The organism is Pedobacter sp. 10L46_2, from assembly GCF_056395165.1.
The window spans coordinates 1-22,613 of record NZ_JBFTIZ010000050.1; the positions used below are offsets into that span (position 1 = coordinate 1).

Below are 22,613 nucleotides of genomic sequence, written 5' to 3' on the forward strand. Positions count from 1 at the left end.
TGTTGTAGCTTTCCCTTAAGATTTTAAAGAGCGAGAGGTTTTCTAATTCTCTGGAAATAAACCCGGGCAGATTGATGTTGCTGAGGTATGTTTCTTCGTAGAGTACCGGAATATCATTAATGCGGCGGAGCCTTGTAAAGTAGATACAGTCATGTTTCAGTTCTCCTTCATTTAATGGAAAGAAGAAATCCAATGGCCAGTCTTGCTTCATCTGCTTTTGCAAAATGGAAGTGCTGAGGTTTTGGCTGCCTACACCGGCGGTAACCCCGCTTAAGGACAGAATGCCTAAGCCCGCTTTAGGTTCGGTAACGATGCTGCCCTTGCCATGCCGGCGGGTAATGTAGCCTAAATTGGTTAGTCCTGATAATGCCTGCCTAACAGTAACCCTTGTGGTGTTATAGGTTTTGCAAAGGTCGTTCTCCGAAGGCAGCAGTTCGCCTTTTTGGTACATGCCTTTTTCGATCTGCGCTCTCAAATCATCGGTTACTTTTTTATATAGGGGGCTTAATTTATCTGGCTTCATCTTGTATATACAAGTTGTTTTTTATATGTTTGGTTAGCCCATCGTTAATACAGAGGGGCAGACCAAATATAAAAGTATGAAATTATGAAGACATACAAACTAAACAGATTGTTTAACCGCAATTCAGGAAATTGTTTTGATGTAGCGATTGACCATGGGTTTTTTAATGAACACTCCTTTCTCAGTGGCATTGAAAATATCCAGAAAGCTGTTTCTATACTAGTTGATGCAGGACCTGATGCCATACAGCTTACCCTAGGGCAGGCACAATATTTACAAGCTATCCCCGGCAAGGAGAAACCAGCTTTGGTTTTAAGAACAGACGTAGCCAATGTTTACGGAAAAGAACTGCCGCGGGCATTGTTTAGCAGAATGATCGCTGACCCTGTGGAACAAGCCCTTCGGCTGGATGCTGCATGTGTGGTGGTAAACCTGTTCAGTATACCCGGAGAACCTGAAGTGACAGATCAGTGCATTCAGAATATCCTTCAAATTAAACCTTTATGCGAACGATATGCGATGCCTTTAATGGTTGAACCATTAGTATTCAGACCCAATACCCAGGCCGGCGGATATATGGTAGATGGTGACCCGCAGAAAATTATTTCTTTAGTGAGGCAGGGTGTTGAACTGGGCGCGGATATTATTAAAGCTGATCCGACCGATAATGTTAACGATTACCATCGCATAATAGAGATCGCCGGAAATATACCCGTACTGGTAAGAGGAGGGGGTAAAGCAAGTGACCGGGAAATTCTGGAAAGAACGTATGGATTGATGAAGCAGGGCGCCAGAGGGATAGTATATGGGCGAAATGTAATACAACACCATGATCCCCCAGGCATGACCAGGGCATTGATGGCCATAGTGCATCATGATGCAAGCGCTGTGGAGGCGGCTGCTTTAATAGGTATAAAGGAATAAATGTGATGAAGAAAGTTAATATAGGAATTATTGGAGGGGGATTGATGGGCAAGGAGGCGGCAAGTTCTTTTGCACGCTGGTTTGCGATAAATGATTTGCCGGTGCAGGTTGAGCTAACTGCAGTTTGTGATGTTAACCAGGAGGTATTGTCATGGTATAGGAATGTCCCTTCGGTTAAGTTGCTGACCACCGACTATAAAGAATTATTGGCCGATGAGGAAATTGATGTGGTGTATGTTGCCCTGCCTCATCATTTGCATAAACAGTATTACCTGGAGGTGCTGACGGCAGGAAAAGATTTACTGGCCGAAAAACCATTTGGGGTAGATCTGGAAGCTGCTTTAGCGATAAAAAACCAGGCCGACAGGCTGGGACGTTTTGTGCGCTGTAGTTCGGAGATGCCCTTTTTGCCGGGGCCTCAGCGGGTTGTTAAAGAAGTGGAGTCGGGTAGATTAGGACAAGTCATAGAAATTAAAGCCGGCTTTCTGCACTCAAGTGACCTGGATCCGGACAAACCCATTAACTGGAAGAGGCAAGTGTCATTTTGTGGTGAAATAGGCGTTATGGGTGATTTGGGGATGCATGTACTGCATATTCCATTGAGACTGGGATGGAAGCCTGAACGGATATATGCACAGCTTCAAAAGATCATTACCCAACGGCCGGATGGAAAAGGAGGAATGGCTGAATGTGATACCTGGAACAATGCGACCCTAAACACTGAAGTAAAAATAGCCGACAACCTTGTTCCGATGACGCTGGAGATGAAGCGCATGGCACCCGGAGAGACCAATACCTGGTATATCGAAATAATGGGGACCGAAGGTGGCGTAAAATACAGCACCAAGGACATTAAAACATTATGGACCTTTAAACGTAGTAATGAACAGTGGTGGCAGCGGACTGATCTTGGATTTAAGGGAATGCCATTTACAACGATTACCGGTGCTATTTTTGAGCCCGGATTTCCGGATTGCTTTATGCAAATGCTGGCCGCATATATTGCGGAAAGGGCAGGGCTATTAAATGGTCGGTTTGGTTGTGTTACCCCAGAGGAAGCATTAAATAGTCACTATATATTTGATGCGGCATTGAGATCGTTTAACAACCAGACACTAGAAAAAATAACGTACTTTAAAACCGAATAAGCATGAAAAGATCAGCAATAAATAAAGCAATAATTGATGCGGGTGAATGCTTTACGCGAAATGGCTGGTTCTTGCCACCGAACCCCAAATGGGACATTACTGATTTTGGTTTGGATTCTTTTTTAACTACCGGACTGGTATTGGTAAACCTAGCCGAAGAGAAAGAGTACTGTGAAAAAATAATGTATGCGGTAAGAGGGCAGCTAACCCCATGTCATACACATAAAAAAAAGAAAGAGGATATCATTTGCAGATCAGGGCTTCTGGTTGTTCAGTTATGGAGCGCAGACCCGGCTATAGAAGAAAATACAGATACTTTTAGTGTGAAAATGAATGGCAGTTACCGCAGCATTACCTCCGGAGACATCATACCAATACCGCCCGGTCAGCGGATTACCATTGAACCTGGTATTTGGCATGCGTTCTATCCCGAATCTGATGAATGTATTATCGGAGAGGTGTCGACAGCCAATGATGATGTAAATGATAATTTCTTTTCGGATGAAAATATCGGCAGATTTACCGACATTGAGGAGGATGAAGCCTTAATTATTAAATTGGTAAGCGAATACTAACCTCATGAAAAATGGAATATTAGTTGGCGGTAACTGGATCATAGATCAGGTGAAGGTGATAGATGCTTTTCCTGAAGAAGAAAAGCTGGTTAATATTCTTACAGAGTACAGTAGTAATGGCGGATCTGCTTATAATATTTTGAAAGGAATGGCTAAACTAAAGGCCGGTTTTCCTTTATATGGCCTTGGTTTGGTCGGGGATGACGACAGGGGAGACTATATTATTAAAGAGTGCAAAGACCTTGGAATTGATGCTTCCAGAATTCAAAAAGCGCCAAATACCGCTACCTCGTATACAGATGTGATGACCGTAAAAGGTACCGGGAAAAGAACCTTCTTTCATCAGCGTGGTGCCAATGCCATGCTTGATATGGCGCATTTTGACTTTAGCTCATCTACGGCAAAGGTCTTTCATTTGGGTTATCTGCTGTTATTGGATAAGYTGGACTTAGTTGAAACGGACGGGGAAACCCGGGCTGCAAAGGTTTTAAAAAGTGCAAAGGAAAATGGATTGATCACTTCGGCTGATATCGTTAGTGAGAAATCGGACCGGTTTAAAGAGTTGATCCCTTCTTCCCTAAAATACATTGACTACCTCTTTGTTAATGAATTTGAAGCCGGCATGATATCGGGTATACAGACGGTTGATGACAAGGGGGAAATCTTGCTTAATAATTGTTACAAGGCCGCTGCCGAATTGATTCGGATGGGAGTGAACAAATGGGTTATCCTGCATTTCCCCTCGGGTGTTATTGCTGTGGATCACCAGGGCGATGCTTTGTTCCAGGCAAGTATTGACCTGCCTGAGGGTAAGATTGAAGGTGCTGTAGGTGCCGGAGATGCTTTTGCTGCGGGGGTTTTAATGGGTGTTCATCACAACCAAGCAATGGGCTCCTGTTTGGAGTTAGGCGTTTGTGCAGCGGCATCCAGCCTTTTTGCCGCTACTTCTTCTGACGGCATTACCTCATCAGCAGAATGCCTGCGTTTAAAACAGCTTTACGGATTTCGTAAATAGCGGCGATCAATAGGATAGCGCGCAAGCCACTATTAATCTTCAACCGGCGAGATGTAACGATGAAAACAATTTTATCCGCAGCCAAAATGTATCTAAAATATATGGTTTTGGCTGCGGATAAAAAAGTATCTGCAGCCAAAACTCATGAAAATCATATTAATTTGGCTGCGGATAAATAGCTTTATCTGAACGCTCCTTTATACAGATAGCTTAAATCAGGCTTTTGCAAAAGAAGCACGAGCCCAGGAAGTTCCAGGCGTACCAGTTACTGCCTGTCTGTAAGTTACCTCTTTGCGGGTTGATATACGGCAACTGCGACTCTCGAATCAGCACATCCATAGTATAAAAACCATTTTTGCTGGTGGAAAATAAGCCCTTCTACAAATACAGTTCCTGCTGGGTATTGTCCGCTTTTTTCAAAAGATTCTGTGGGGACAAAGAAAGGCTTATCTAGCCGGCCGATTACCTTTTCAGGATCTTTAGCATCGAAAAGAACTTGTCCGGCTGCATAGGTATTGGCCGTATAATTTTTATCTGCGTTATCACCAGATGCGTTTTTTCCATTGTACAATACGAGTATGCCTTTGTCGGTTAGCAAGGCCGGAGGACCGGCTTCTGTGAGGTCGCTGTCGAAATGGTTTTTTCTTGGTTTGATCAGTTCCTTGATCTTTCCTTCTGCATCCAGTGCAGGTGCCCAGTTTACAAGATCATCGGAGGTTGCGGCGTTCAGAAACTTTTCGCCCCAGTACATCAGGTATTTTCCATTCACTTTTGCGATGACCTGTTTTCCATTGACCAGTTGGGTAACGATGGAGGCAGATTTGGTGAACATGTTATAAAACTTACCATTGTAGGCCTTTGCAAATGCGGGCCCGTGTTTGGTCCATTTAATGAGGTCTTTAGAAGTGGCAACACCCAGGCGGGCAACTTTTTTGTTCCACTGCGTGTAAAACATGACATAAGTGCCATCGCTGGTTACGGCGATTCTTGGATCTTCACATCCACCCGGATTTTCAAGTTCTTTTTGGCTATCGTTGCCGGGATAAAACACAGGTTCAGCCTTTCTTTTAAAGGTTAATCCGTCTGTGCTATATGCGTATCCAAGTCTGGATGTTCTGTGGCCAATTCCGACACCTGATTTGTCTTCGGCTCTGTAAAGTACCACAATTTCTTTTCCTTTTACAGTGGCTGCAGGATTAAAAGTGTCGTTAGATTCCCAGTCGACATATTTACCTGAAAGCGGATCAAGAAAGGTTGTGCTGGTGTTGGGTGAAATGATTGGATTTACACCAGCAGGTCTTAAAAAAGGACCTAAAGCCCATTCGGGCAATTTTTCGGCAGCAGCCTGAGCCTTGGTTTTTTCTGTAGGGAGCAGGAAAAGGAAGCCGATTAAGGCGTATGGGAAAAACTTCTTCATGTTATTTTGTTCCGAATTGTTTGTTTGGTTGTGCGCCCATGATCAGTTCCAGTTTACCTCCGCGGGTGATATCCTGATGATCTAAATAGGCCTTGTTATAGGGCTTGCCGTTAAGCTTGGCGCTTTGGATGTAGATGTTCTGTGCACTGTTGTTCTTAGCCTCAATAGTGAAGGTCCCGCCTTTATAAAAGTTTGGATCGAGTCTGATCTGGGTTTTGCTGAAAACCGGGCTGGTCAGCTCATATCTGGTGCTTCCCGGTGTAATAGGGTGGAAGCCGCTGGCAGCCAATACGTACCAGGCCGACATCTGTCCTACGTCTTCATTTCCAACTAATCCTTCCACAGCGTTGTGATAGGCACGGCTACAGATTGCCCTGGTCCATTTTTGAGTAAGCCATGGAGCGCCAACTCTGTTAAACAGAAAGGGCACATGATGCACCGGTTCATTGGCATGGTTGTAATAATCGTTCCACATCATGTTTTGAGGGACTTTCTCAAAGAAATTGGTCAGGTCTGCCAATACTTTTTCTTTACCGCCCATTAAAGYGGTCATTCCTTCTATATCCTGAGGTACAAACCAGCCTTGCTGATATGGGTTGGCTTCTACAGATCCATACCATTGTTTTAACCGGCCTTCCTGGGGCCAGGGTTGCCATTTACCATCTTTATCTTTAGGCCTGAACCATTCTTTTTCGGGATCAAATATGTTTTTGTAAGATTGCGACCGCTTAAAATACTTTTGCTGATCGCCGGGCTTTTTTAGAGCTTCGGCCATTTTAGAAACACACCATTCAAAATAGGCATATTCGAGGGTGTTTGAGATGCCGAAAGGTTCAAAGGCGTATCCCAGTTCCCCGTTGCCATATTTCTCTACACTGTTTACCGAAAGCTCATATGCTTTTGCAACATTGAAATTTCTTAAGCCTTTGGCGTAAGCATCGGCAATTACCGATACAGCAGGGTTACCAATCATACAGCCACTGTAAGCATTGAGAAATTCCCAGCGCTCCAGGTAGTTTTCCTGTTTCTCATCGGCCAGGGTAACCAATGAATTGACCATATCGGTTACCACAGTGGGGTTAATTACAGTTTGTAAGGGCATTTGGCTTCTGAATACATCCCATCCGCTGAAGATGGTTCTTTTGGTAAAGCCGTCTGCTTTATGTGCCTTATGATCGCCGCCGTAATATTGCCCATCTGCATCCTGAAATGTGCGTGGATCGATCTGCGTGTGATACAGGGCGGTGTAGAACACTGTCTTTTCTTCTTCTGTGCCGCCTTCGACTTTTATTTTTGAGAGCGATTGGTTCCATAGGTTCCTGGCATTGGCTTTTACTTTGTCAAAATCCCAGCCCTGGATATCGGTGTTGAGGTTCATCTTTGCACCATCCATACTTACGAAGGAGATACCGCTTTTCATGGTGACCTGTTCGTTTTCGCTGGTCTCAAACTCAGTGAAAAAGCCTAGGTGCTTTCCTTCTTTTTCATTTATGTTGTTTAAGACAGCAGCCTCTGCTACCTTTTGTTGGTATTTATCGCTGGTAACGTCTTCCAGCTTTCTTTTCCAGTCGCCGGGAATATCGGCCGACCATATGCCATACTGTATTAAAGGCTTACTGAACTCTGCGTAAAAATAAACGGTATAATCGGCCTTTCCGTCACCATTCCCCCATCCGCCGCCATCAGGAGTGCATTTCATCCATCCCTGGATGGTATTTTTATTGACGACTTTGATGTATTGAAGGGTAGAGGTTCCCCCAACCCTTCGGGCCAGGTCAATTTGTATGCGGGATTGTTTGCTCGCGGGAAAAGTAAAGCGTAGCATTCCACTCCGTTTGGCTGCGGTTGCTTCTGCTTTGATGTGGTTTTCTGTAAGCATCACTGAGTAATAGCCTGCAGAGGCTTGCTCAGACTGCTTGTCATAACTGGAACGGTAGCCGGATTTGGTGTCGTCTGGTTTGCCTGCGTTGGTTTGCAGTTTTCCGATGGTGGGCATCACCAGGAAATTTCCCAGATCCCCGTACCAGCCTATGCCACTCATTTGAGTAAATGCAAAGCCCTCAATGGAGGTATGCTCGTTACTGTAGCCCGAACCGTTATCGCCTCCGGTAATGGTATTGGGGCTTACCTGAACCATTCCGTATGGAGTGGTGGCTCCCGGGAAGGTTTTACCTAAACCATGATAGGTGCCGGCAGCATCGGCGCTGGTACTTGCACCAATAAAGGGGTTAACATAATCGGCAGGGAGTTTTTTGTCAGGGTTTTTATAGCCCGAAAGGGCAACGGTAAGAATAAGGAGGAGAAAAAGTTTGAAGTGTTTCATTTGGTCAGTATCTGAATAGGGTGCCCTCTTCATTTATATGCAAACCTAAATTAAGACAAAATAAAGCGTTTTAGCAAATCGATCAAATTTGATACAAAAGTTTTTATGGATTACCATTAAAAATTATTAACTCACACTTATTATGAGAAAAATAATTTTATTGCTGTTCGGTGTGTTGTGGTACACCCATGGTTTTGCTCAGGAGCCGACGTATGAAACAAAGAAGGACATCAGCTATTACCCGGCATCAACCAAAGGAGATGCCTATCTTGAGGAAAGGTGTAAGCTGGATGTGTACTACCCTAAAAATAAAACCAATAGCTCAACAATCGTCTGGTTTCATGGCGGTGGCCTGACCGGAGGCAACAAAGAAATGCCAAGAGAATTGCTTGAAAAGGGCTTTATTGTAATTGCAGTAGGGTACAGACTTTCACCTAAAGCACTTGTAAAAGATATTATTGAAGATGCAACAGCATCTGTAGCATGGACCTTTAATAACATTGCGAAATATGGAGGAAATAATAAACTGATTTTTGTTTCGGGCCATTCGGCTGGAGCTTACCTTGGGATGATGCTGACCTTAGATAAAAAATACCTTGCCGCGTACAACATAGATGCCGACGCTATAGCAGGATTGATTCCTTTTAGTGGACAGGCCATTACCCACTTTACCGTAAGACAGGAGCGCAAGATAAAAGATGTTCAGCCTATAATTGATGAATATGCCCCGCTGTATCACGTTCGTCCAACAGCGCCGCCGATGTTATTGCTTACCGGCGACAGAGAAATGGAGATGCTGGGCCGGTATGAGGAAAATGCCTATCTGGCAAGGATGATGAAATTAGCAGGGAATAAGACTACCGTTCTGCATGAATTGCAGGGGTATGGACATAATATGGTTTATCCGGCGATTCCTTTGCTGATAGAAGAGGTTAACAGGCTTAGTAAAGAGATCAAGACAAAGAATAAGATCGGTTTATAAAACTACATTTTATTATTCCATATGTTGTTTCTGTTCCTGGTCTTCGAGTCTTATGTAGCTTTTGGACAGAATCCTCAGACCTAAGTTTTTGCATTTGCTGAAAAAATGGCGAAATTCCTGAGCATACATTGTCTCAAGAAATCGCTGTGAATTACCTTTGTTCGTTAGGTAAAATGTTGAGTTTATCATAAGTTCATTCGAAAAAATGTAATGATCATCAATAACATGTACGTATATGTGTATACTTGCTTTAAAAAATGGGAGGAAATATGTATCGGAATGAATTTGAAGATTTACTAACCTGGAAAACTAAAAAGAACCGCAAACCGATGATTATCCGTGGAGCAAGGCAGGTCGGTAAAACATGGTTGATGAAGGCATTTGGTAAACAGGAATATGCACAAACTGCTTATGTTAATTTCGAAAGTAACAAACTGCTTAAAGGAGTCTTTTGAGGAAGATTTTAACATCAACAGAATCATCACCGCATTACAAATAGAAACTGGGATATTGATACAGCCAGAAAACACACTGATTGTATTCGATGAAATACAGGAGGCGCCTGGAGCGCTGACCTCACTGAAATACTTTTATGAAAATGCGCAGGAATATCATATCATTTCAGCTGGTTCATTACTTGGGGCTGCCTTGAATAGACAAACCTCCTTTCCTGTTGGAAAAGTTGAGTTTTTACACCTTTATCCGCTGAACTATATAGAGTTTCTTAATGCCAAAGGCCAGCAAGCGCTGGTGGAAGTGTTAAATAGCCAGGACTGGAGCCTGATTAAGGTGTATAAAAATAGATATATCGACCTGCTGAGGCAGTATTATTATGTGGGCGGCATGCCTGAAGCTGTTGTTGCTTTTACACAAGAGGAAAATTTCACAGAAGTAAGAGCAATACAAAAACGTATTTTGGAGGCTTATGAGCAGGATTTTTCCAAACACGCACCTCATGAAATTGTGCCAAGAATCAGAATGCTATGGAATTCAGTTCCTTCTCAATTGGCAAAAGAGAACAAAAAGTTTATCTACGGATTAATCAAACATGGCTCCCGTGCCAAAGAATATGAACTGGCTATGTCATGGCTGATTGACTGCGGGCTTATCCATAAAGTATCCCGCGCAAGTAAACCTGCGATCCCATTGAAAGCTTATGAAGATCAGAGCGCTTTCAAATTATTTTTGCTCGATGTTGGCCTGCTAGCAGCAATGGGTGACATTGATGTAAAAACCCTCCTGGAGGAGAATGCAATATTTGAAGAGTTTAAGGGAGCCTTGACAGAGCAATATGTACTCCAGCAATTGAAAACAACAAAAGAAATAAACGTTTACTATTGGTCTGCAGAAAATGCCACCGCGGAAATCGATTTTCTTGTACAATATGGCCATCACATTATCCCAATAGAAGTAAAAGCGGAAGAAAATCTAAGGGCCAAAAGCTTGCGGAATTACGTAGATAAGTACGGTCCAGAACTTGCCATACGAACCTCTATGTCTGATTTCAGGCGGGAGGAATGGCTGAGCAATCTTCCTTTATATGCGATCAGCCAATTAAAATCACTATAGCAGGATCGTCTTTCCACGTAGAAACCACCAAGAGCGGGTAAAAACATATCGTTAGGCTCGCAGGACTGAATTCTGCGCAATGCAAGAACAGGATAAAGCGTTGCCACCGGGAGCGCCTAAGCGCTCCGAAGCCCAGCCCATTGGTGGTGCTCCTGGATGGCAGTTCACAGCCAGTTGCTGAGGAATTGCTTCATCGCCTCTTTATACTGTTCTCCGATGGTGATATTGATGCCCCCGATCTGTACAGTGTTTTTGGTGACTGCGTCAATTTTATCGAGCGAGATGATAAATGAGCGGTGTACCCTCATAAAAAGGCGGGTGGGGAGTTTATCCTCAAGCGATTTCAGCGTAATCAGGGATAACAGGGGTTTGGTCTCGCCCGCCAGATGGATCTTTGCATAATCTTTTAACCCCTCGATGTAAACGATATCTTTTATGGCCACCCTAACCAGCTGATACTCGACTTTTAAAAAAATGTATTCTTCATTATCGGCGGTCGGTTGTTTGGCAGTTAACATCTCGGTATAGGTTTTGGCCTTGTGAGCTGCTTTTAAGAACTCCTCATAATCATAAGGTTTTAAAAGATAATCGAGCGCATCCACTTTATATCCTTCTATCGCATAATTGTTAAAGGCAGTGGTAAAGATTACCCTTGGTTTTGCGTTTCCAGGTTTATTTTCCAGTGTTCTGGCCAGTTGGATCCCGGTTAGATCGGGCATTTGTATGTCCAGGAAAATAAGGTCTATGTGCTGATCGTGCAAAGCTTCTAAAGCTTTTATGCCACTCGAAAAGCTACCCACCAATTTTAGGAAAGGCGTTTGCTCAATAAAACTACAGATCAAACCAAGCGCCAGTGGCTCATCGTCAACTGCTATGCAATTCAGTATCATCGAGGGTTAGGTTTAAGTTAACAATAAATGCTTTGGTATCTTCTGTGACATGTGCACTAAAGGTATGCTTACCGGGATATAACAATTCGAGCCTTCTTTTGGTGTTGCTTAAGCCAATTCCACCATATTCATCAGCTGTTATCGAATTGTTTTTAAAAATGGAGTTTTTTACGACCATTGTTAGTTCTTTATCCTGCAATTCGAGGGATATGGATATGGTAGAGGGCTCAGTTGTACTGACTCCATATTTAAAGGCATTTTCGATATAGGGAAGGAACAGCATGGGAGCAATCTGAGGGTCGGACTTAAGTGTCGGCTCCTCAAAAACCACAGTAGTCGTATCGTTTAAACGCAGTTTCATGAGTTCAATGTAATCGACAATAAAAGAAACNNGCGTTTCGTAAAGCAGGTAGCGCATCATGCGCGACAACTTGTGTAGCGCTTTTCTGGATTTATCGACATCCACGTGCGTTAACGCATAAATGTTGTTTAAGGTGTTAAAAAAGAAATGAGGATTGATCTGTGCTTTTAGAAAGGACAGTTCTGAACCGATCTTTTCTTTCTCGAGGGCCTCTCTGCTTTGTTTATCGGCCTGCCATTTCTGAATCAGGGTAACGCTGGTACTGATACCTACCATAAATAAGGTCATCATGATCTGGAAAACATCAATTCTATCTGATCTTTTTGGCGGCCGGGGTATTCCTAATTCACGAAACGCCTTTGACATCAACTCAGGTAAATTCAATGCGTTATCTATGATCTTTACGAAGGGGCCGGCTAAAATGGCTATGGCCAGAATAACCAATACAAAGGTGAGTGTTTTGTTTTTTAGCAGGAGCTGAGGGACAAGGATTTTGCTGTTCACATAAAATACAGCGATCAACATCACCAGGATACAGCCCTGCTTAACCCAGAATTGAGGAGGTAATGTGATATTCCATGATAAAGGCTGGTGAAAAAGAAGCACGAAAGCAAATAGCATCCATGAAAATATATGGAGTAATATGCTAAGATAGGAACGGCTTTTTAGGGAAACCATTGGTTTAAAATTTAATGATTATTAAGTGTGTACAAGGTAGGGAACCTATCCAGATAAGTGCAAATGTTTCCGTCGATTCATAACAGCCCTCCGTCGATGTGTTTGATATGCCGGTCTATCGCGTTTTTTTTAGAGGCTAAATAGCTGTTGATTTGACCAGTTAATACGGTTTTTTATATAGAGATATGTCAAAATTAACAATGAAAATCCTGCTGCTTTTAGCCGTCACCTGTTTTAGCCTCCGGGGCTTTAGTCAGGATACCGCATTAAAAGTTTTGCCGCCGGTCTGGGATCTGGAAGCATGCCTGCAGTACGCAAAGACAAATAATATTCAGCTTAAGAGTTTGCAACTGGATAAGCAAAGCGCCCAGCAGGATAAGTTGCTGGCAGAATCGGCATTGCTGCCTGATCTATATGGCTCGGCTTCGCAATCCTTTAATCATTATAACATGGCTACCAATGGGAATTCCGGTGGCCTTAATTATTCAGGGTCATATGGTTTAAGCTCTTCGTGGACGCTATATAAAGGAGGCTACCTTAAAACAGACATAAAGCAAAAAGATTTGTCCGTCCAGTCGGCCAACTTCGCCATTCTGGAAAATGAAAACGACATCACCTTACAGATTACGCAGGCTTACCTGAGTATACTTGTAGATAAGGAGAGTATCATTTACAATGAGGACTTGGTAAAAACATCCCAGGCTCAGCTTGAACAGGCAAAACGCCAGTTTGCGGCAGGATCGGTGGCCCGTAAAGTTGTGGCACAGTTTGAGGCACAGCTGGCATCGGATAAATACAACCTGACGACTTCGCAGAATACCCAGCGCCAGGATAAAATATCCCTAAAGCAGTTGTTGCAGTTACCTGATGCTAAAGATTTTGATGTAGTAAAACCAGATACTGTAATTTCGACAGGAAGCATCACCGATCTGAGCACCGTACAGCAATATGCTTTGCAAAACCGCCCGGAAATAAAGAATGCAGAACTGGGTGTACAGATTTCGGACCTTGGGCTTACCAAAGCGAAAGCAGGTTATCTGCCCTCGTTAACACTGGGTGCAGGCATGGGGACAAGTTATGCGAAAGACCCAAACTACAATGCCTTTAGACAGTTTGATAATAACTTTTATCAGCAGGCGGGCTTAACCTTGTCCATCCCAATTTTTACAAAAAGGCAAAATAAAACCAATGTTGCCAAAGCAAAGATTGATATCGCGCAATCTAAACTAGCTCTGGAAAACACAAAGACCACGCTGGCCCTGAATACAGAGAAAGCCTACATCAATGCGCAGAATTCCCAGGGTCAGTTCGCATCAGCAGCAGAGCAATTGAAATTTAACCAGGAAGTGTACCGTATTGCCAATCAGGAATTAAAGATTGGGGTTGCCAATATTGTAGACTTCTACCAGCAAAGGAATTTATATGTACAGGCCATGCAATCGTACATACAAGCAAAATATAATGCAGCTCTGGCTGCAAGAATCTATGAGTTTTACTTAGGAACACCCATTAAATTATAAGTCATGAAGTCCAGAAAAATTATTCTAATCATTATCTCCATTATAGTTGTACTTGGTTTAGTATGGTACTTCTTTTTGAGGACTAAGGAACAGCCCGTAATGCTGACCAAAGAGCAGCCTTCGAGAGGTTCAATTTCAACAAGTGTAACTGCTACCGGAACGGTGCAGCCGGTGGATACCGTTACCGTAGGTACGCAGGTATCGGGAACCATTTCTGCATTATATGCCGATTTTAACTCAACCGTTAAGAAAGGACAGTTACTTGCAGAATTGGATAAGACACTGATACAGGCCACAGTTGATCAGGCGAAAGCCAGTTTGGCACAATCTCAAAGTAACCAGACCTATCAGCAGGCAAACTTTAGTCGCCAGAAGCAATTGTTTGAAACAGGATCAATCAGCAAAGCAGAATACGATCAGGCTTTAAATACCTTGCAGGTGGCAACCGCTAATGTAAGTAATGCAAAGGCACAGCTGAGATCGGCAGAAAGGAACCTTTCCTTTACACAGATCTATTCTCCAATAGATGGGGTAGTATTAGGGCGAAGCGTTAGTATAGGGCAAACCGTTGCGGCGAGCTTTAATACACCAACAATTTTTACCATTGCCAAAGACATTACGAAAATGCAGGTTCAGGCAAAGGTGGATGAGGCAGATATAGGCAATGTAGTTAAAGGTCAGCGGTCAACTTTTACCGTTGATGCCTTTATAGACGATACTTTTAACGGAACAGTAAAGGACATCAGGTTACAGCCATCCATATCAGCAAACGTAGTTACCTACGCCACACTGATTGATGCGCCAAATGATGATAAGAAACTAAAGCCCGGCATGACTGCGAACATTATAATTTACACCAAAGAGGTAAATGATGCTTTGCTGGTTTCGGCCCAGGCCTTAAAATTTAATCCGGATTCGAGTTTACTTAAAGAATATGAAATTGTGCCATTGCCAGGCAGGGGAATGGGGAGAAAAGGCGGTAAAGGCAGGATGAGAAAGGACACCAGCGCGACTAAGCAACTGAAAGCGCCAACCGGAGAAACAGAAAAGATGGAACCTTCTTTTGTGTGGGTATTACAAGGCAAAAAGCTTATTCAGAAAAGAATAAAAACCGGGTTGAATGACAATACACATGTAGAGGTACTTGAAGGGTTGAATGCAAATGATGTAGTGATCAGTGGTATGGAGGGCGGTTCGGCAGGAATGCCGGCAGCAGCAGCTTCAAGTCCATTTATGCCAAAAAGACCAGGAGGAAACAGACGATGAGCAACAAGATCCTTCAAATAGAAAATGTAAAGCGTGAGTTTAAAATGGGTACCGAAACGGTGAGGGCCTTAAAGGGGGTTTCATTTGATGTGGATTCGGGCGAGTTTTTAACCATAATGGGGAGCAGCGGGTCTGGTAAAACCACTTTGCTGAATATGCTGGGCTGTTTGGATAAGCCTACAGAGGGAACTTATATGCTCGATAATGTAAACGTAAAAGAGCTGACCAGAGACGAACTGGCAAAATTAAGGAACCATAAGATTGGCTTTGTTTTCCAGTCGTACAACTTATTGCCACGTACCTCTGCGCTTGAAAATGTGGAGCTCCCATTACTGTATAACCCCACTATTGGTACCAAAGAACGGACAGAGCGCGCTATTGCAGCCTTACAGGCGGTTAAGCTTGATGGAAGGTTTGATCATATGCCAAACCAGTTGTCGGGCGGACAGCAGCAGCGTGTTGCGATTGCTAGGGCATTGGTAAACGAGCCTGTTATGATCCTTGCGGATGAGGCTACCGGAAACCTGGATACACGAACATCTTACGAGATCATGTCGCTTATGCAGGAGCTGAATCAAAACGGTAAAACCATTGTATTCGTTACCCACGAGCCGGATATTGCTGCATTTAGTACCCGCACAGTGATGCTAAGGGACGGAAAGGTTCAAAAAGATTCGATGAATAAACACATTCGCTGGGCAAAAGAAGCTTTGGCTTCTCTGCCTGCGACAGACGATTATTAAGAAGAAAATTATGAAATTTATTAATCTCATCAGACTGGCAATTAAAGCCCTGCAACGCAATAAACTACGTGCACTGTTGACCATGCTGGGCATTATTATAGGCGTGGCATCAGTAATTACGATGATGTCTATTGGCGAAGGCTCAAAGCAAAGTATCAATGCTTCGCTGGCTAGCATGGGTTCGAATATGATTACCATTATGCCCTACAGCAATGAACCCGGTGGCGCGAGGATGATGGGCAGCAGTCTTAAAACGCTTACCATTAAGGATGTAGATGCCCTGAAAAAGAATGCTGTTAATATTGCAGAAATTTCTCCGCTGGCATCTTCAAGCGGACAATCCATTAACGGTGCGGCCAACTGGCCTACTTCTATTCAGGGAGTGAGCCCGGAATACCTGGATATCAGAAAGCTATCCGTTAAAGAAGGGATCATATTTTCCGAGCAAGACGTGAGGTCCTCGGCCAAGGTCTGTTTACTGGGCAAAACAGTGGTTGATAACCTGTTCCCCAACGGAGAAGATCCGATTGGCAAGATCATCAGGTTTGGTAAAATCCCATTCCAGGTCATAGGCGTGCTAACGCCAAAAGGTACAAGTAACTTTGGCCAGGATCAGGATGATATCATTATTGCCCCGTATACGACGGTTCAGAAAAGGATTTTATCATCCATTTATTTTGGACAGATCTATGCATCGGCAACCAGTGAAGCTGCTTCGGACGCTGCGGTTGCAGAAATAACCAGTACACTTAGAGAAACGCACCGTTTACGAGATGCTGAGGACAATGACTTTCAGGTCAGAACACAGGCGGAATTGATGACGATGATGAATTCTACAAGCAGTATGATGACTGCGCTGCTAACCGCTGTTGCCAGTATCTCGCTGGTAATTGGAGGGATAGGAATTATGAACATTATGTATGTTTCGGTTACAGAGCGTACCCGGGAAATCGGTTTAAGGATGTCGATAGGTGCAAGGGGTATAGATATTTTATTACAATTCCTGATAGAGGCTATTGTGATTAGTGTAACCGGCGGGGTAATTGGTGTGGTATTGGGCGTTTCGGCAGCCCTGATTGTTCCGGCTTCGTTGAACTGGCCGACGGTAATTTCTGAATTCTCTATTGTAATCTCCTTTTTGGTTTGTGCGATAACGGGAATTTTCTTTGGCTATTATCCGGCATTGAAGGCATCAAAATTAGATCCTATAGAAGCGTTAAGGTACGAGTAGTGATTTTTTATGAACTCAATTGTCGCAGAAAATAGAGTCTTAACCTATGAATTTAGCCCGTTGATCTCAATTAACATTTGTTAACATATGAATTTATAAAATTCGCTTCCAGAATATGAAGCGAATTTTACTGTTACTTGGATTTACAGGCGTCATGAGCATTAGTGCCTGGGCGCAGCGCCCGCTAAAAACGCAGGCCACAATTGATGGGTTTTACAGCCTGCCTATGGCAAGGATGCTGGATACCCTTTCGTTGAAATGCAAGACCAGGATCATTTATGAACCTGAGATGCTTAAAGATTATATGGTAACAGACCGTTACCTGAATGAACCGGTAAAGGATGTGCTGGGAAAGATTTGCCGGGAGAATAAATTGTATTACTGGCTGGATCCGGATCAGAACATTTACATCATCCGCAAGCCGGAAGATGTGGGCCGTTTAAAAAAGATAGCCGGTGATAAACCGGTGTTTAAAGAAGTGCCGTTAAACCAAACAGCGCTGCTGAAGGCAGAAGAAGTAGAAAGCAGTAAGATGGAACCATTTAAAATAAGAGGAAGGGTGGTAGACAATGCCAGTGGCGAATCTTTGCCTGCGGCAATTGTAAAAGTTCGTCATACGGGTATCAGTACAGCGACCAATGCCGATGGTTATTTTACACTTTTAAACGTGCCTTCGGATACCTGTGTACTAGATATAAACTATATCGGTTACCGCCCGGATGTATACGCATTAAATAAAGCGAACATTAAAGCAGAAGTTATTATAGAACTTTTTCCGGCGGTAAAATCACTAAATGAGGTAACCATAACCGATAAAAGAAGAGACAACGCGATGAGTACCGACAAGCGAAGGGTAAGTGTACTGCAGATTTCTCCGTCAAAACTTGAAGAACTCCCTAACATTGGAGAAAAGGATATCCTCAGGTCATTTCAGCTCATGCCGGGTATTAGTGCCAGTAACGAATCTTCATCGGGTGCATATGTAAGGGGAGGCACTCCTGACCAAAACCTGGTGCTTTTTGATGGTTTTACGGTTTACCAGGTTGATCACCTGTATGGATTTTTCAGTGCATTTAACAGTAATGCCGTTAAAGATGTGACTTTGTATAAGGGAGGTTTCTCCGCAAAATATGGCGGGCGATTATCAAGTGTTACCGATATAGTAGGCAAAGAAGGGAATAATAAAGAAACCAATATTGCCGGAGATCTGAGCTTACTCAGTGCGAATGTGTTTTTGGAAAAACCGATCAACAGTAAATCAACGCTGTTGCTGGCTTACAGGCACTCCTATCAGGGACCATTATATAACAAGATCTTCAATAAATTCAACAGCAGCACAACTGTTGCTTCCGGACCAGGGGGTGGACGCATGGGAGGCGGCCCCCCGGGTGGCGGAGGCGGAGGTTTTGGCGGAGGTGCTACAACTGCTACCGTACCCTCGTCGTCTTTTTATGACCTGAATGCCAAATATACCTATGCCCCGGATGACAAGAACAGGTTTTCGTGGAGTATTTACCAGGGAAATGATAACCTTGACAACAGCAGGGATGTCGCATTGCCTTCGTTCTTGTCGGGCGGTGGTAGTATCAGCTCAACCGATAAAACAACTTATGGCAACCTGGGATCGAGCTTGAAGTGGTCGAGCCGATGGAACTCCAGGTTATATTCCAATACGTTGCTCAGTTATTCGACCTATCATAGTGACAGAGACAACAGCAATACCATAACCGTTCAGGATAGCGAAGGGGTTGACCAGGAAATCTCGACAGGGACATTTGAAAAGAACAACCTTAAAGACTTTAGTTTGAAATCTGACTGGGAATGGCAGGCTGCGGGTAAATTAAAGGTGTTGTTTGGCGGATTTGCATCCAGACAAAATGTTTCTTACCAGAACAGTTTAAATGATACCAGTACCTTGATTAACCAGCATACAAAAGCGCTTACCAGTGGCGGGTATGCCGAACTGGAGATTAATCCCGTAAGTAAGTTGCAGTTGAATCCGAGTTTGCGCAGTACCTATTATGACCTTACGGGAAAAGTATATCTGGAACCCCGGTTTTCGGCAACTTATACGCTTACAGATCGCTTTACACTTAAAGGCTCAACCGGAAAATTCTATCAGTTTACAAACCGGGTAATTAAAGAAGATATTCTGGCAGGCAGCAGAGATTTCTGGGTGCTTTCTAACGGAAGTACTATTCCGGTAAGCTCTGCCCTGCATTACATAGCCGGATTTAGTTATGAAACAGACCAGTTCCTGATTGATGTAGAGGGTTATTACAAAAGCCTGGATAACCTGAGTGAATATTCGCAAAKACAAACCGGCAGGAGGATGGGGTCGGCCGGGACACTGGAAGAACATTTTTACAATGGGACCGGCTATACAAAAGGAGTTGAGTTTTTATTGCRAAAAACACACGGCAAATACACCGGCTGGCTGAGTTATACCCTCTCAAAGGCAGTAAATAATTTTGAGGTGTATGGGGGAGAGTTCCCTGCAAATCAGGACACCGGCCATGAATTTAAGCTGGTTAACGTTTATCATAACGGTAAATGGACCTTTTCTGCAACCTGGATCTATGCCACAGGAAAGCCTTATACTGCGCCCTTGACCAGCTATACGGTTAATGATTATTCCGGCAGAAGCCACACTTTCTTAACCATTAGCGAGAAAAACGGGGCCCGCATGCCGGCCTACCACAGGTTAGATGCTTCGGTTACCTATGATCTGATAAAAATTGACAGCCGTAAAACCGGGAGTATCGGGTTTTCGCTCTTCAACATCTATAACAGATCAAACATTTGGTATAAACAATACTCAATCGTAAACAATCAGGTGCTTACCTCTAATGTAAATTACCTTGGTTTCACCCCTAATATTACACTAAGCTTAAAATGGAAATAAAGATACCTACCCTACTTACCGTTGCATTAGCCGCTTTTTTTATATGCTCCTGCAAAAAGGACAGCACATTAGATGATGATTATTCCAGACCCGTGGTAGAAGGTTACCTGGTACCCGGAAAATCGGTCCTTGTGAAGGTTTATTATCAAAAATACCTTGATGATACCATCTCATTGGGTTTTCCCCTTACCGATTTAAAGCTAAAAATATCAGACGGCGCCAAAACAGTTGAACTCTCGGAGCGTACCGATGGAAACTACGTTTACAGTGATACGACTTTTATAACTGAACATAAGACCTATTCACTCAGTTTTGAGTATAACAATAAAACGATCAGCTCAGAAACTACGGTGCCTGATAAACCTACAGGCTTTGTGACTTCTGATTCGCTTCAAAAAGTACCGGTAATGGATTTTGGAACAACGCCTGCGACTTTTGTTCCGATAACCCTGAGCTGGAACAATACTACCGGCGGACATTATATGATAGTGCTGAAGAATACGGAGACCAGCAGGACAAGCACAAATCCGAGAAATAACGGGTCATACAGAGACACCGAAGTGATTCTGGGACAGGTTTCGTCCTTTCAGACCCAGCAGATGACCTTTAATTACCTGGGTAATTACCGGGTGCTGCTGTTTCATATCAATAAAGAATATAGCGATGCTTTAAATAACAATGGCGGCAGTTCATTAAACCTGACCAACCCTTATACCAACATTGTGAATGGGCTGGGCATTTTTACCTCCATGCAGGCTGACAGTTTAAAATTACGGGTGTATCAGTAATGAAGAATTCGAAATACTGGCGCTTAATAAGCGCTATGGCCCCCTTGCTCATTTGGTTGCTGGTACTGAGTTTGCCATTTCTATCGAGATTTGGAGGCGCCCCGCCAGAATTTAGAAATGACATGCTTAAAAACCTGTTCCTTTCTAATATTTTGCTCATTATCATTTTCTATGTACACAGTTTTGTGATTTATCCGATAAGAGAAAAAAAGAATGGCATGTATTTTTATGTGCTGCTGCTGGTTGTGACCTTGCTTTTGTTTATGCTGGCAAATCACTTTTTGCATCCTGAAATGCCCAGGTTTGCGGATCGGCGGATGGCCCATCCGAAACCCTTCATGAATGTATTGCCCTTCACTTTTGTGATTGTGGTTAGCTTCAGTTACCGTCTTTATATGGATAAGGTCATTCGTGATAAACATATAAAGGAACTTGAAAACATTCAACTGAAAACCGAGCTGGAATTTTTATCCTCTCAGATCAGCCCGCATTTTATGTTCAATGTGCTGAATACGCTGGTTTATATGTCGAGAAAGAAACCGGAACTGATAGAACCCTCGCTGATCAGTTTGTCGCAATTAATGCGCTATATGCTTTATGATAGTGACGAAGGCAAGATCACACTTACAGAAGAAGCAGAATACCTGAAGAACTACATCAACTTGCAATTACTAAGGTTTGGCGATGATATTCAGGTAAACCTTTACCTATCGGGGATAACTGATGAATATAGGATTGAACCGATGTTTTTAATCCCCTTTGTAGAAAATGCCTTTAAACACGGGATAGGGATGCTTCCTGATCCGATAATAGATGTTTCGATTGCCGTTGAATCCAGTAAGCTTTATATGGAAGTAATGAACGGGATTGCGCCGGTAAGAACCTGGCCATCAACATCAGATAAAAGGGATTCGGGAATTGGACTGGCCAATGTGCGCAGGCGGCTGGAGCTGATTTACCCTCAGAACCATGCATTAAAAATAGAAGAAACCGATAATACCTACGTAGCTAAACTTCAAATCAACTTATAAATGAATTGTATATTAATTGATGATGAAAGCCCGGCGCTGAAGCTGCTGGAAGATAATGTACGGCAAATACCCTATCTAAATGTGGTTGCTTCTATCCGCAGTCCGATGCAGTTATTTGATCTGATAAAGGCGCAACAGATAGACCTGCTGTTCCTGGATATTCAGATGCCGGGCATAAACGGTTTAGAGTTGTTGCGCTCGTTGAAACAACCTCCAATGGTGATTATGGTGACTGCTTATCCCGAACATGCATTAGACGGATTTAATCTGGATGTGGTGGATTATCTGGTGAAACCGGTGCAGTTTTCGAGATTTTTTAAAGCAGTTGAAAAAGCACGAGAACTTTATCAGGTGAGGCAGGTAAAGCCTAAACCGGCTCAACCGGAAAATGATCATGTATTTGTAAATGCAAATTATTCCCTTGTTAAGGTGAGGATGCAGGACATCACTTTTATTGAAGGCCTTAAAGATTATGTGCGGATCAATATACAGGATGGCAAACAGGTAATTACCAGGATGGGGCTGAAGGGGGTAGAGGAAAAGTTAAGCTCGGGAAGGTTTATGCGCATTCATAAATCATACATCATTTCTCTGGAAAAGATTGAATCTGTACAAAAGACACAGGTGATTATTGCTGGTACCGAAATACCCATTGGAGAGGGATACCGCCATACGCTGCAGGCATATGTTAATGGAAAAAATCTATAAATTTTAATAAACTCTT

General features: G+C 43.2%; 20 protein-coding genes. 15 read left to right on the top strand and 5 right to left on the bottom strand.

Annotated elements, in window-relative coordinates:
• A partial coding sequence (locus AC1DDX_RS07780) for a GntR family transcriptional regulator (RefSeq protein WP_477621921.1) occupies nt 1-523 on the bottom strand: 523 nt, incomplete at its 3' end.
• 84 nt (nt 524-607) lie between these two features.
• On the opposite strand from AC1DDX_RS07780, the gene AC1DDX_RS07785 reads away from it, so the two are divergent.
• The 4 genes from AC1DDX_RS07785 to AC1DDX_RS07800 are packed head-to-tail and all read left to right on the top strand — an operon-like array spanning nt 608 to nt 4,185.
• Nucleotides 608-1,447, top strand: coding sequence for a class I fructose-bisphosphate aldolase (locus AC1DDX_RS07785; RefSeq protein WP_337717845.1), 840 nt, complete (start codon nt 608-610; stop codon nt 1,445-1,447).
• 5 nt (nt 1,448-1,452) lie between these two features.
• Nucleotides 1,453-2,595: a Gfo/Idh/MocA family protein gene (locus AC1DDX_RS07790; RefSeq protein WP_337717847.1), complete on the top strand. Its 1,143-nt coding sequence runs from the start codon at nt 1,453-1,455 to the stop codon at nt 2,593-2,595.
• 2 nt (nt 2,596-2,597) lie between these two features.
• A complete protein-coding gene (locus AC1DDX_RS07795) occupies nt 2,598-3,170 on the top strand; it encodes a D-lyxose/D-mannose family sugar isomerase (protein WP_172661976.1) in 573 nt (190 codons plus the stop codon).
• 4 nt (nt 3,171-3,174) lie between these two features.
• Nucleotides 3,175-4,185 (top strand): carbohydrate kinase family protein, encoded by a 1,011-nt coding sequence (locus AC1DDX_RS07800; protein WP_288882765.1) that lies wholly within the window; start codon nt 3,175-3,177, stop codon nt 4,183-4,185.
• Between the two features lie 283 nt (nt 4,186-4,468).
• Here AC1DDX_RS07800 and AC1DDX_RS07805 read toward each other — a convergent pair whose 3' ends face one another.
• Together AC1DDX_RS07805 and AC1DDX_RS07810 are read right to left on the bottom strand one after the other, a co-directional pair.
• Nucleotides 4,469-5,602 carry a glycoside hydrolase family 130 protein gene (locus AC1DDX_RS07805; RefSeq protein ID WP_288882764.1) on the bottom strand — a complete coding sequence of 378 codons (1,134 nt, stop codon included), beginning with the start codon at nt 5,600-5,602 and terminating at the stop codon, nt 4,469-4,471.
• Between the two features lies 1 nt (nt 5,603).
• Nucleotides 5,604-7,925: a GH92 family glycosyl hydrolase gene (locus AC1DDX_RS07810; RefSeq protein WP_477621922.1), complete on the bottom strand. Its 2,322-nt coding sequence runs from the start codon at nt 7,923-7,925 to the stop codon at nt 5,604-5,606.
• A 142-nt stretch (nt 7,926-8,067) separates the two neighbouring features.
• Here AC1DDX_RS07810 and AC1DDX_RS07815 point away from each other — a divergent pair, with 142 nt between their 5' ends.
• The 3 genes from AC1DDX_RS07815 (at nt 8,068) to AC1DDX_RS07825 (ending at nt 10,476) form a co-directional block, all read left to right on the top strand.
• Nucleotides 8,068-8,907 (top strand): alpha/beta hydrolase, encoded by an 840-nt coding sequence (locus AC1DDX_RS07815; RefSeq protein ID WP_288882761.1) that lies wholly within the window; start codon nt 8,068-8,070, stop codon nt 8,905-8,907.
• 257 nt (nt 8,908-9,164) lie between these two features.
• A complete protein-coding gene (locus AC1DDX_RS07820) occupies nt 9,165-9,362 on the top strand; it encodes an AAA family ATPase (RefSeq protein ID WP_288882759.1) in 198 nt (65 codons plus the stop codon).
• Nucleotides 9,319-10,476: an ATP-binding protein gene (locus AC1DDX_RS07825; protein WP_337717851.1), complete on the top strand. Its 1,158-nt coding sequence runs from the start codon at nt 9,319-9,321 to the stop codon at nt 10,474-10,476. The genes AC1DDX_RS07820 and AC1DDX_RS07825 overlap by 44 nt, the downstream gene beginning before the upstream one ends.
• 164 nt (nt 10,477-10,640) lie before the next feature.
• Here AC1DDX_RS07825 and AC1DDX_RS07830 read toward each other — a convergent pair whose 3' ends face one another.
• Together AC1DDX_RS07830 and AC1DDX_RS07835 are read right to left on the bottom strand one after the other, a co-directional pair.
• Nucleotides 10,641-11,366 (bottom strand): LytR/AlgR family response regulator transcription factor, encoded by a 726-nt coding sequence (locus AC1DDX_RS07830; protein ID WP_288882757.1) that lies wholly within the window; start codon nt 11,364-11,366, stop codon nt 10,641-10,643.
• Entirely contained in the window at nt 11,341-12,405 is a 1,065-nt protein-coding gene (locus tag AC1DDX_RS07835; protein ID WP_477621923.1) for a sensor histidine kinase, read from the bottom strand. Before AC1DDX_RS07835 ends, AC1DDX_RS07830 begins: the two co-directional genes overlap by 26 nt.
• Before the next feature lie 185 nt (nt 12,406-12,590).
• Here AC1DDX_RS07835 and AC1DDX_RS07840 point away from each other — a divergent pair, with 185 nt between their 5' ends.
• The 8 genes from AC1DDX_RS07840 (at nt 12,591) to AC1DDX_RS07875 (ending at nt 22,597) form a co-directional block, all read left to right on the top strand.
• A complete protein-coding gene (locus AC1DDX_RS07840) occupies nt 12,591-13,925 on the top strand; it encodes a TolC family protein (RefSeq protein ID WP_337717855.1) in 1,335 nt (444 codons plus the stop codon).
• Nucleotides 13,926-13,928: 3 nt separating this feature from the next.
• Nucleotides 13,929-15,191: an efflux RND transporter periplasmic adaptor subunit gene (locus tag AC1DDX_RS07845; RefSeq protein WP_288882753.1), complete on the top strand. Its 1,263-nt coding sequence runs from the start codon at nt 13,929-13,931 to the stop codon at nt 15,189-15,191.
• Nucleotides 15,188-15,934, top strand: a complete 747-nt coding sequence (locus AC1DDX_RS07850) for an ABC transporter ATP-binding protein (protein WP_048903561.1) — start codon at nt 15,188-15,190, stop codon at nt 15,932-15,934. The genes AC1DDX_RS07845 and AC1DDX_RS07850 overlap by 4 nt, the downstream gene beginning before the upstream one ends.
• A gap of 10 nt (nt 15,935-15,944) precedes the next feature.
• Nucleotides 15,945-17,165, top strand: a complete 1,221-nt coding sequence (locus AC1DDX_RS07855) for an ABC transporter permease (protein ID WP_288882752.1) — start codon at nt 15,945-15,947, stop codon at nt 17,163-17,165.
• A 115-nt stretch (nt 17,166-17,280) separates the two neighbouring features.
• Nucleotides 17,281-20,070 carry a TonB-dependent receptor gene (locus AC1DDX_RS07860; RefSeq protein WP_477621924.1) on the top strand — a complete coding sequence of 930 codons (2,790 nt, stop codon included), beginning with the start codon at nt 17,281-17,283 and terminating at the stop codon, nt 20,068-20,070.
• Nucleotides 20,061-20,858, top strand: a complete 798-nt coding sequence (locus AC1DDX_RS07865) for a DUF4249 domain-containing protein (RefSeq protein ID WP_337717857.1) — start codon at nt 20,061-20,063, stop codon at nt 20,856-20,858. The genes AC1DDX_RS07860 and AC1DDX_RS07865 overlap by 10 nt, the downstream gene beginning before the upstream one ends.
• Nucleotides 20,858-21,889 (top strand): sensor histidine kinase, encoded by a 1,032-nt coding sequence (locus tag AC1DDX_RS07870; RefSeq protein WP_288882748.1) that lies wholly within the window; start codon nt 20,858-20,860, stop codon nt 21,887-21,889. Before AC1DDX_RS07865 ends, AC1DDX_RS07870 begins: the two co-directional genes overlap by 1 nt.
• Nucleotides 21,890-22,597, top strand: coding sequence for a LytR/AlgR family response regulator transcription factor (locus AC1DDX_RS07875; RefSeq protein WP_288882746.1), 708 nt, complete (start codon nt 21,890-21,892; stop codon nt 22,595-22,597).
• The last annotated feature ends 16 nt before the right edge of the window (nt 22,598-22,613 follow it).

What these genes read in the sequence shown, in the direction of transcription:
- AC1DDX_RS07875 (WP_288882746.1), top strand. Translation starts at nt 21,890, where the DNA reads ATGAATTGTATATTAATTGATGATGAAAGCCCGGCGCTGAAGCTGCTG.
- AC1DDX_RS07805 (WP_288882764.1), bottom strand. Translation starts at nt 5,602, where the DNA reads ATGAAGAAGTTTTTCCCATACGCCTTAATCGGCTTCCTTTTCCTGCTC.
- AC1DDX_RS07855 (WP_288882752.1), top strand. Translation starts at nt 15,945, where the DNA reads ATGAAATTTATTAATCTCATCAGACTGGCAATTAAAGCCCTGCAACGC.
- AC1DDX_RS07795 (WP_172661976.1), top strand. Translation starts at nt 2,598, where the DNA reads ATGAAAAGATCAGCAATAAATAAAGCAATAATTGATGCGGGTGAATGC.
- AC1DDX_RS07790 (WP_337717847.1), top strand. Translation starts at nt 1,453, where the DNA reads ATGAAGAAAGTTAATATAGGAATTATTGGAGGGGGATTGATGGGCAAG.
- AC1DDX_RS07865 (WP_337717857.1), top strand. Translation starts at nt 20,061, where the DNA reads ATGGAAATAAAGATACCTACCCTACTTACCGTTGCATTAGCCGCTTTT.
- AC1DDX_RS07840 (WP_337717855.1), top strand. Translation starts at nt 12,591, where the DNA reads ATGTCAAAATTAACAATGAAAATCCTGCTGCTTTTAGCCGTCACCTGT.
- AC1DDX_RS07785 (WP_337717845.1), top strand. Translation starts at nt 608, where the DNA reads ATGAAGACATACAAACTAAACAGATTGTTTAACCGCAATTCAGGAAAT.
- AC1DDX_RS07850 (WP_048903561.1), top strand. Translation starts at nt 15,188, where the DNA reads ATGAGCAACAAGATCCTTCAAATAGAAAATGTAAAGCGTGAGTTTAAA.
- AC1DDX_RS07825 (WP_337717851.1), top strand. Translation starts at nt 9,319, where the DNA reads ATGTTAATTTCGAAAGTAACAAACTGCTTAAAGGAGTCTTTTGAGGAA.
- AC1DDX_RS07870 (WP_288882748.1), top strand. Translation starts at nt 20,858, where the DNA reads ATGAAGAATTCGAAATACTGGCGCTTAATAAGCGCTATGGCCCCCTTG.
- AC1DDX_RS07815 (WP_288882761.1), top strand. Translation starts at nt 8,068, where the DNA reads ATGAGAAAAATAATTTTATTGCTGTTCGGTGTGTTGTGGTACACCCAT.
- AC1DDX_RS07830 (WP_288882757.1), bottom strand. Translation starts at nt 11,366, where the DNA reads ATGATACTGAATTGCATAGCAGTTGACGATGAGCCACTGGCGCTTGGT.
- AC1DDX_RS07820 (WP_288882759.1), top strand. Translation starts at nt 9,165, where the DNA reads ATGGGAGGAAATATGTATCGGAATGAATTTGAAGATTTACTAACCTGG.
- AC1DDX_RS07845 (WP_288882753.1), top strand. Translation starts at nt 13,929, where the DNA reads ATGAAGTCCAGAAAAATTATTCTAATCATTATCTCCATTATAGTTGTA.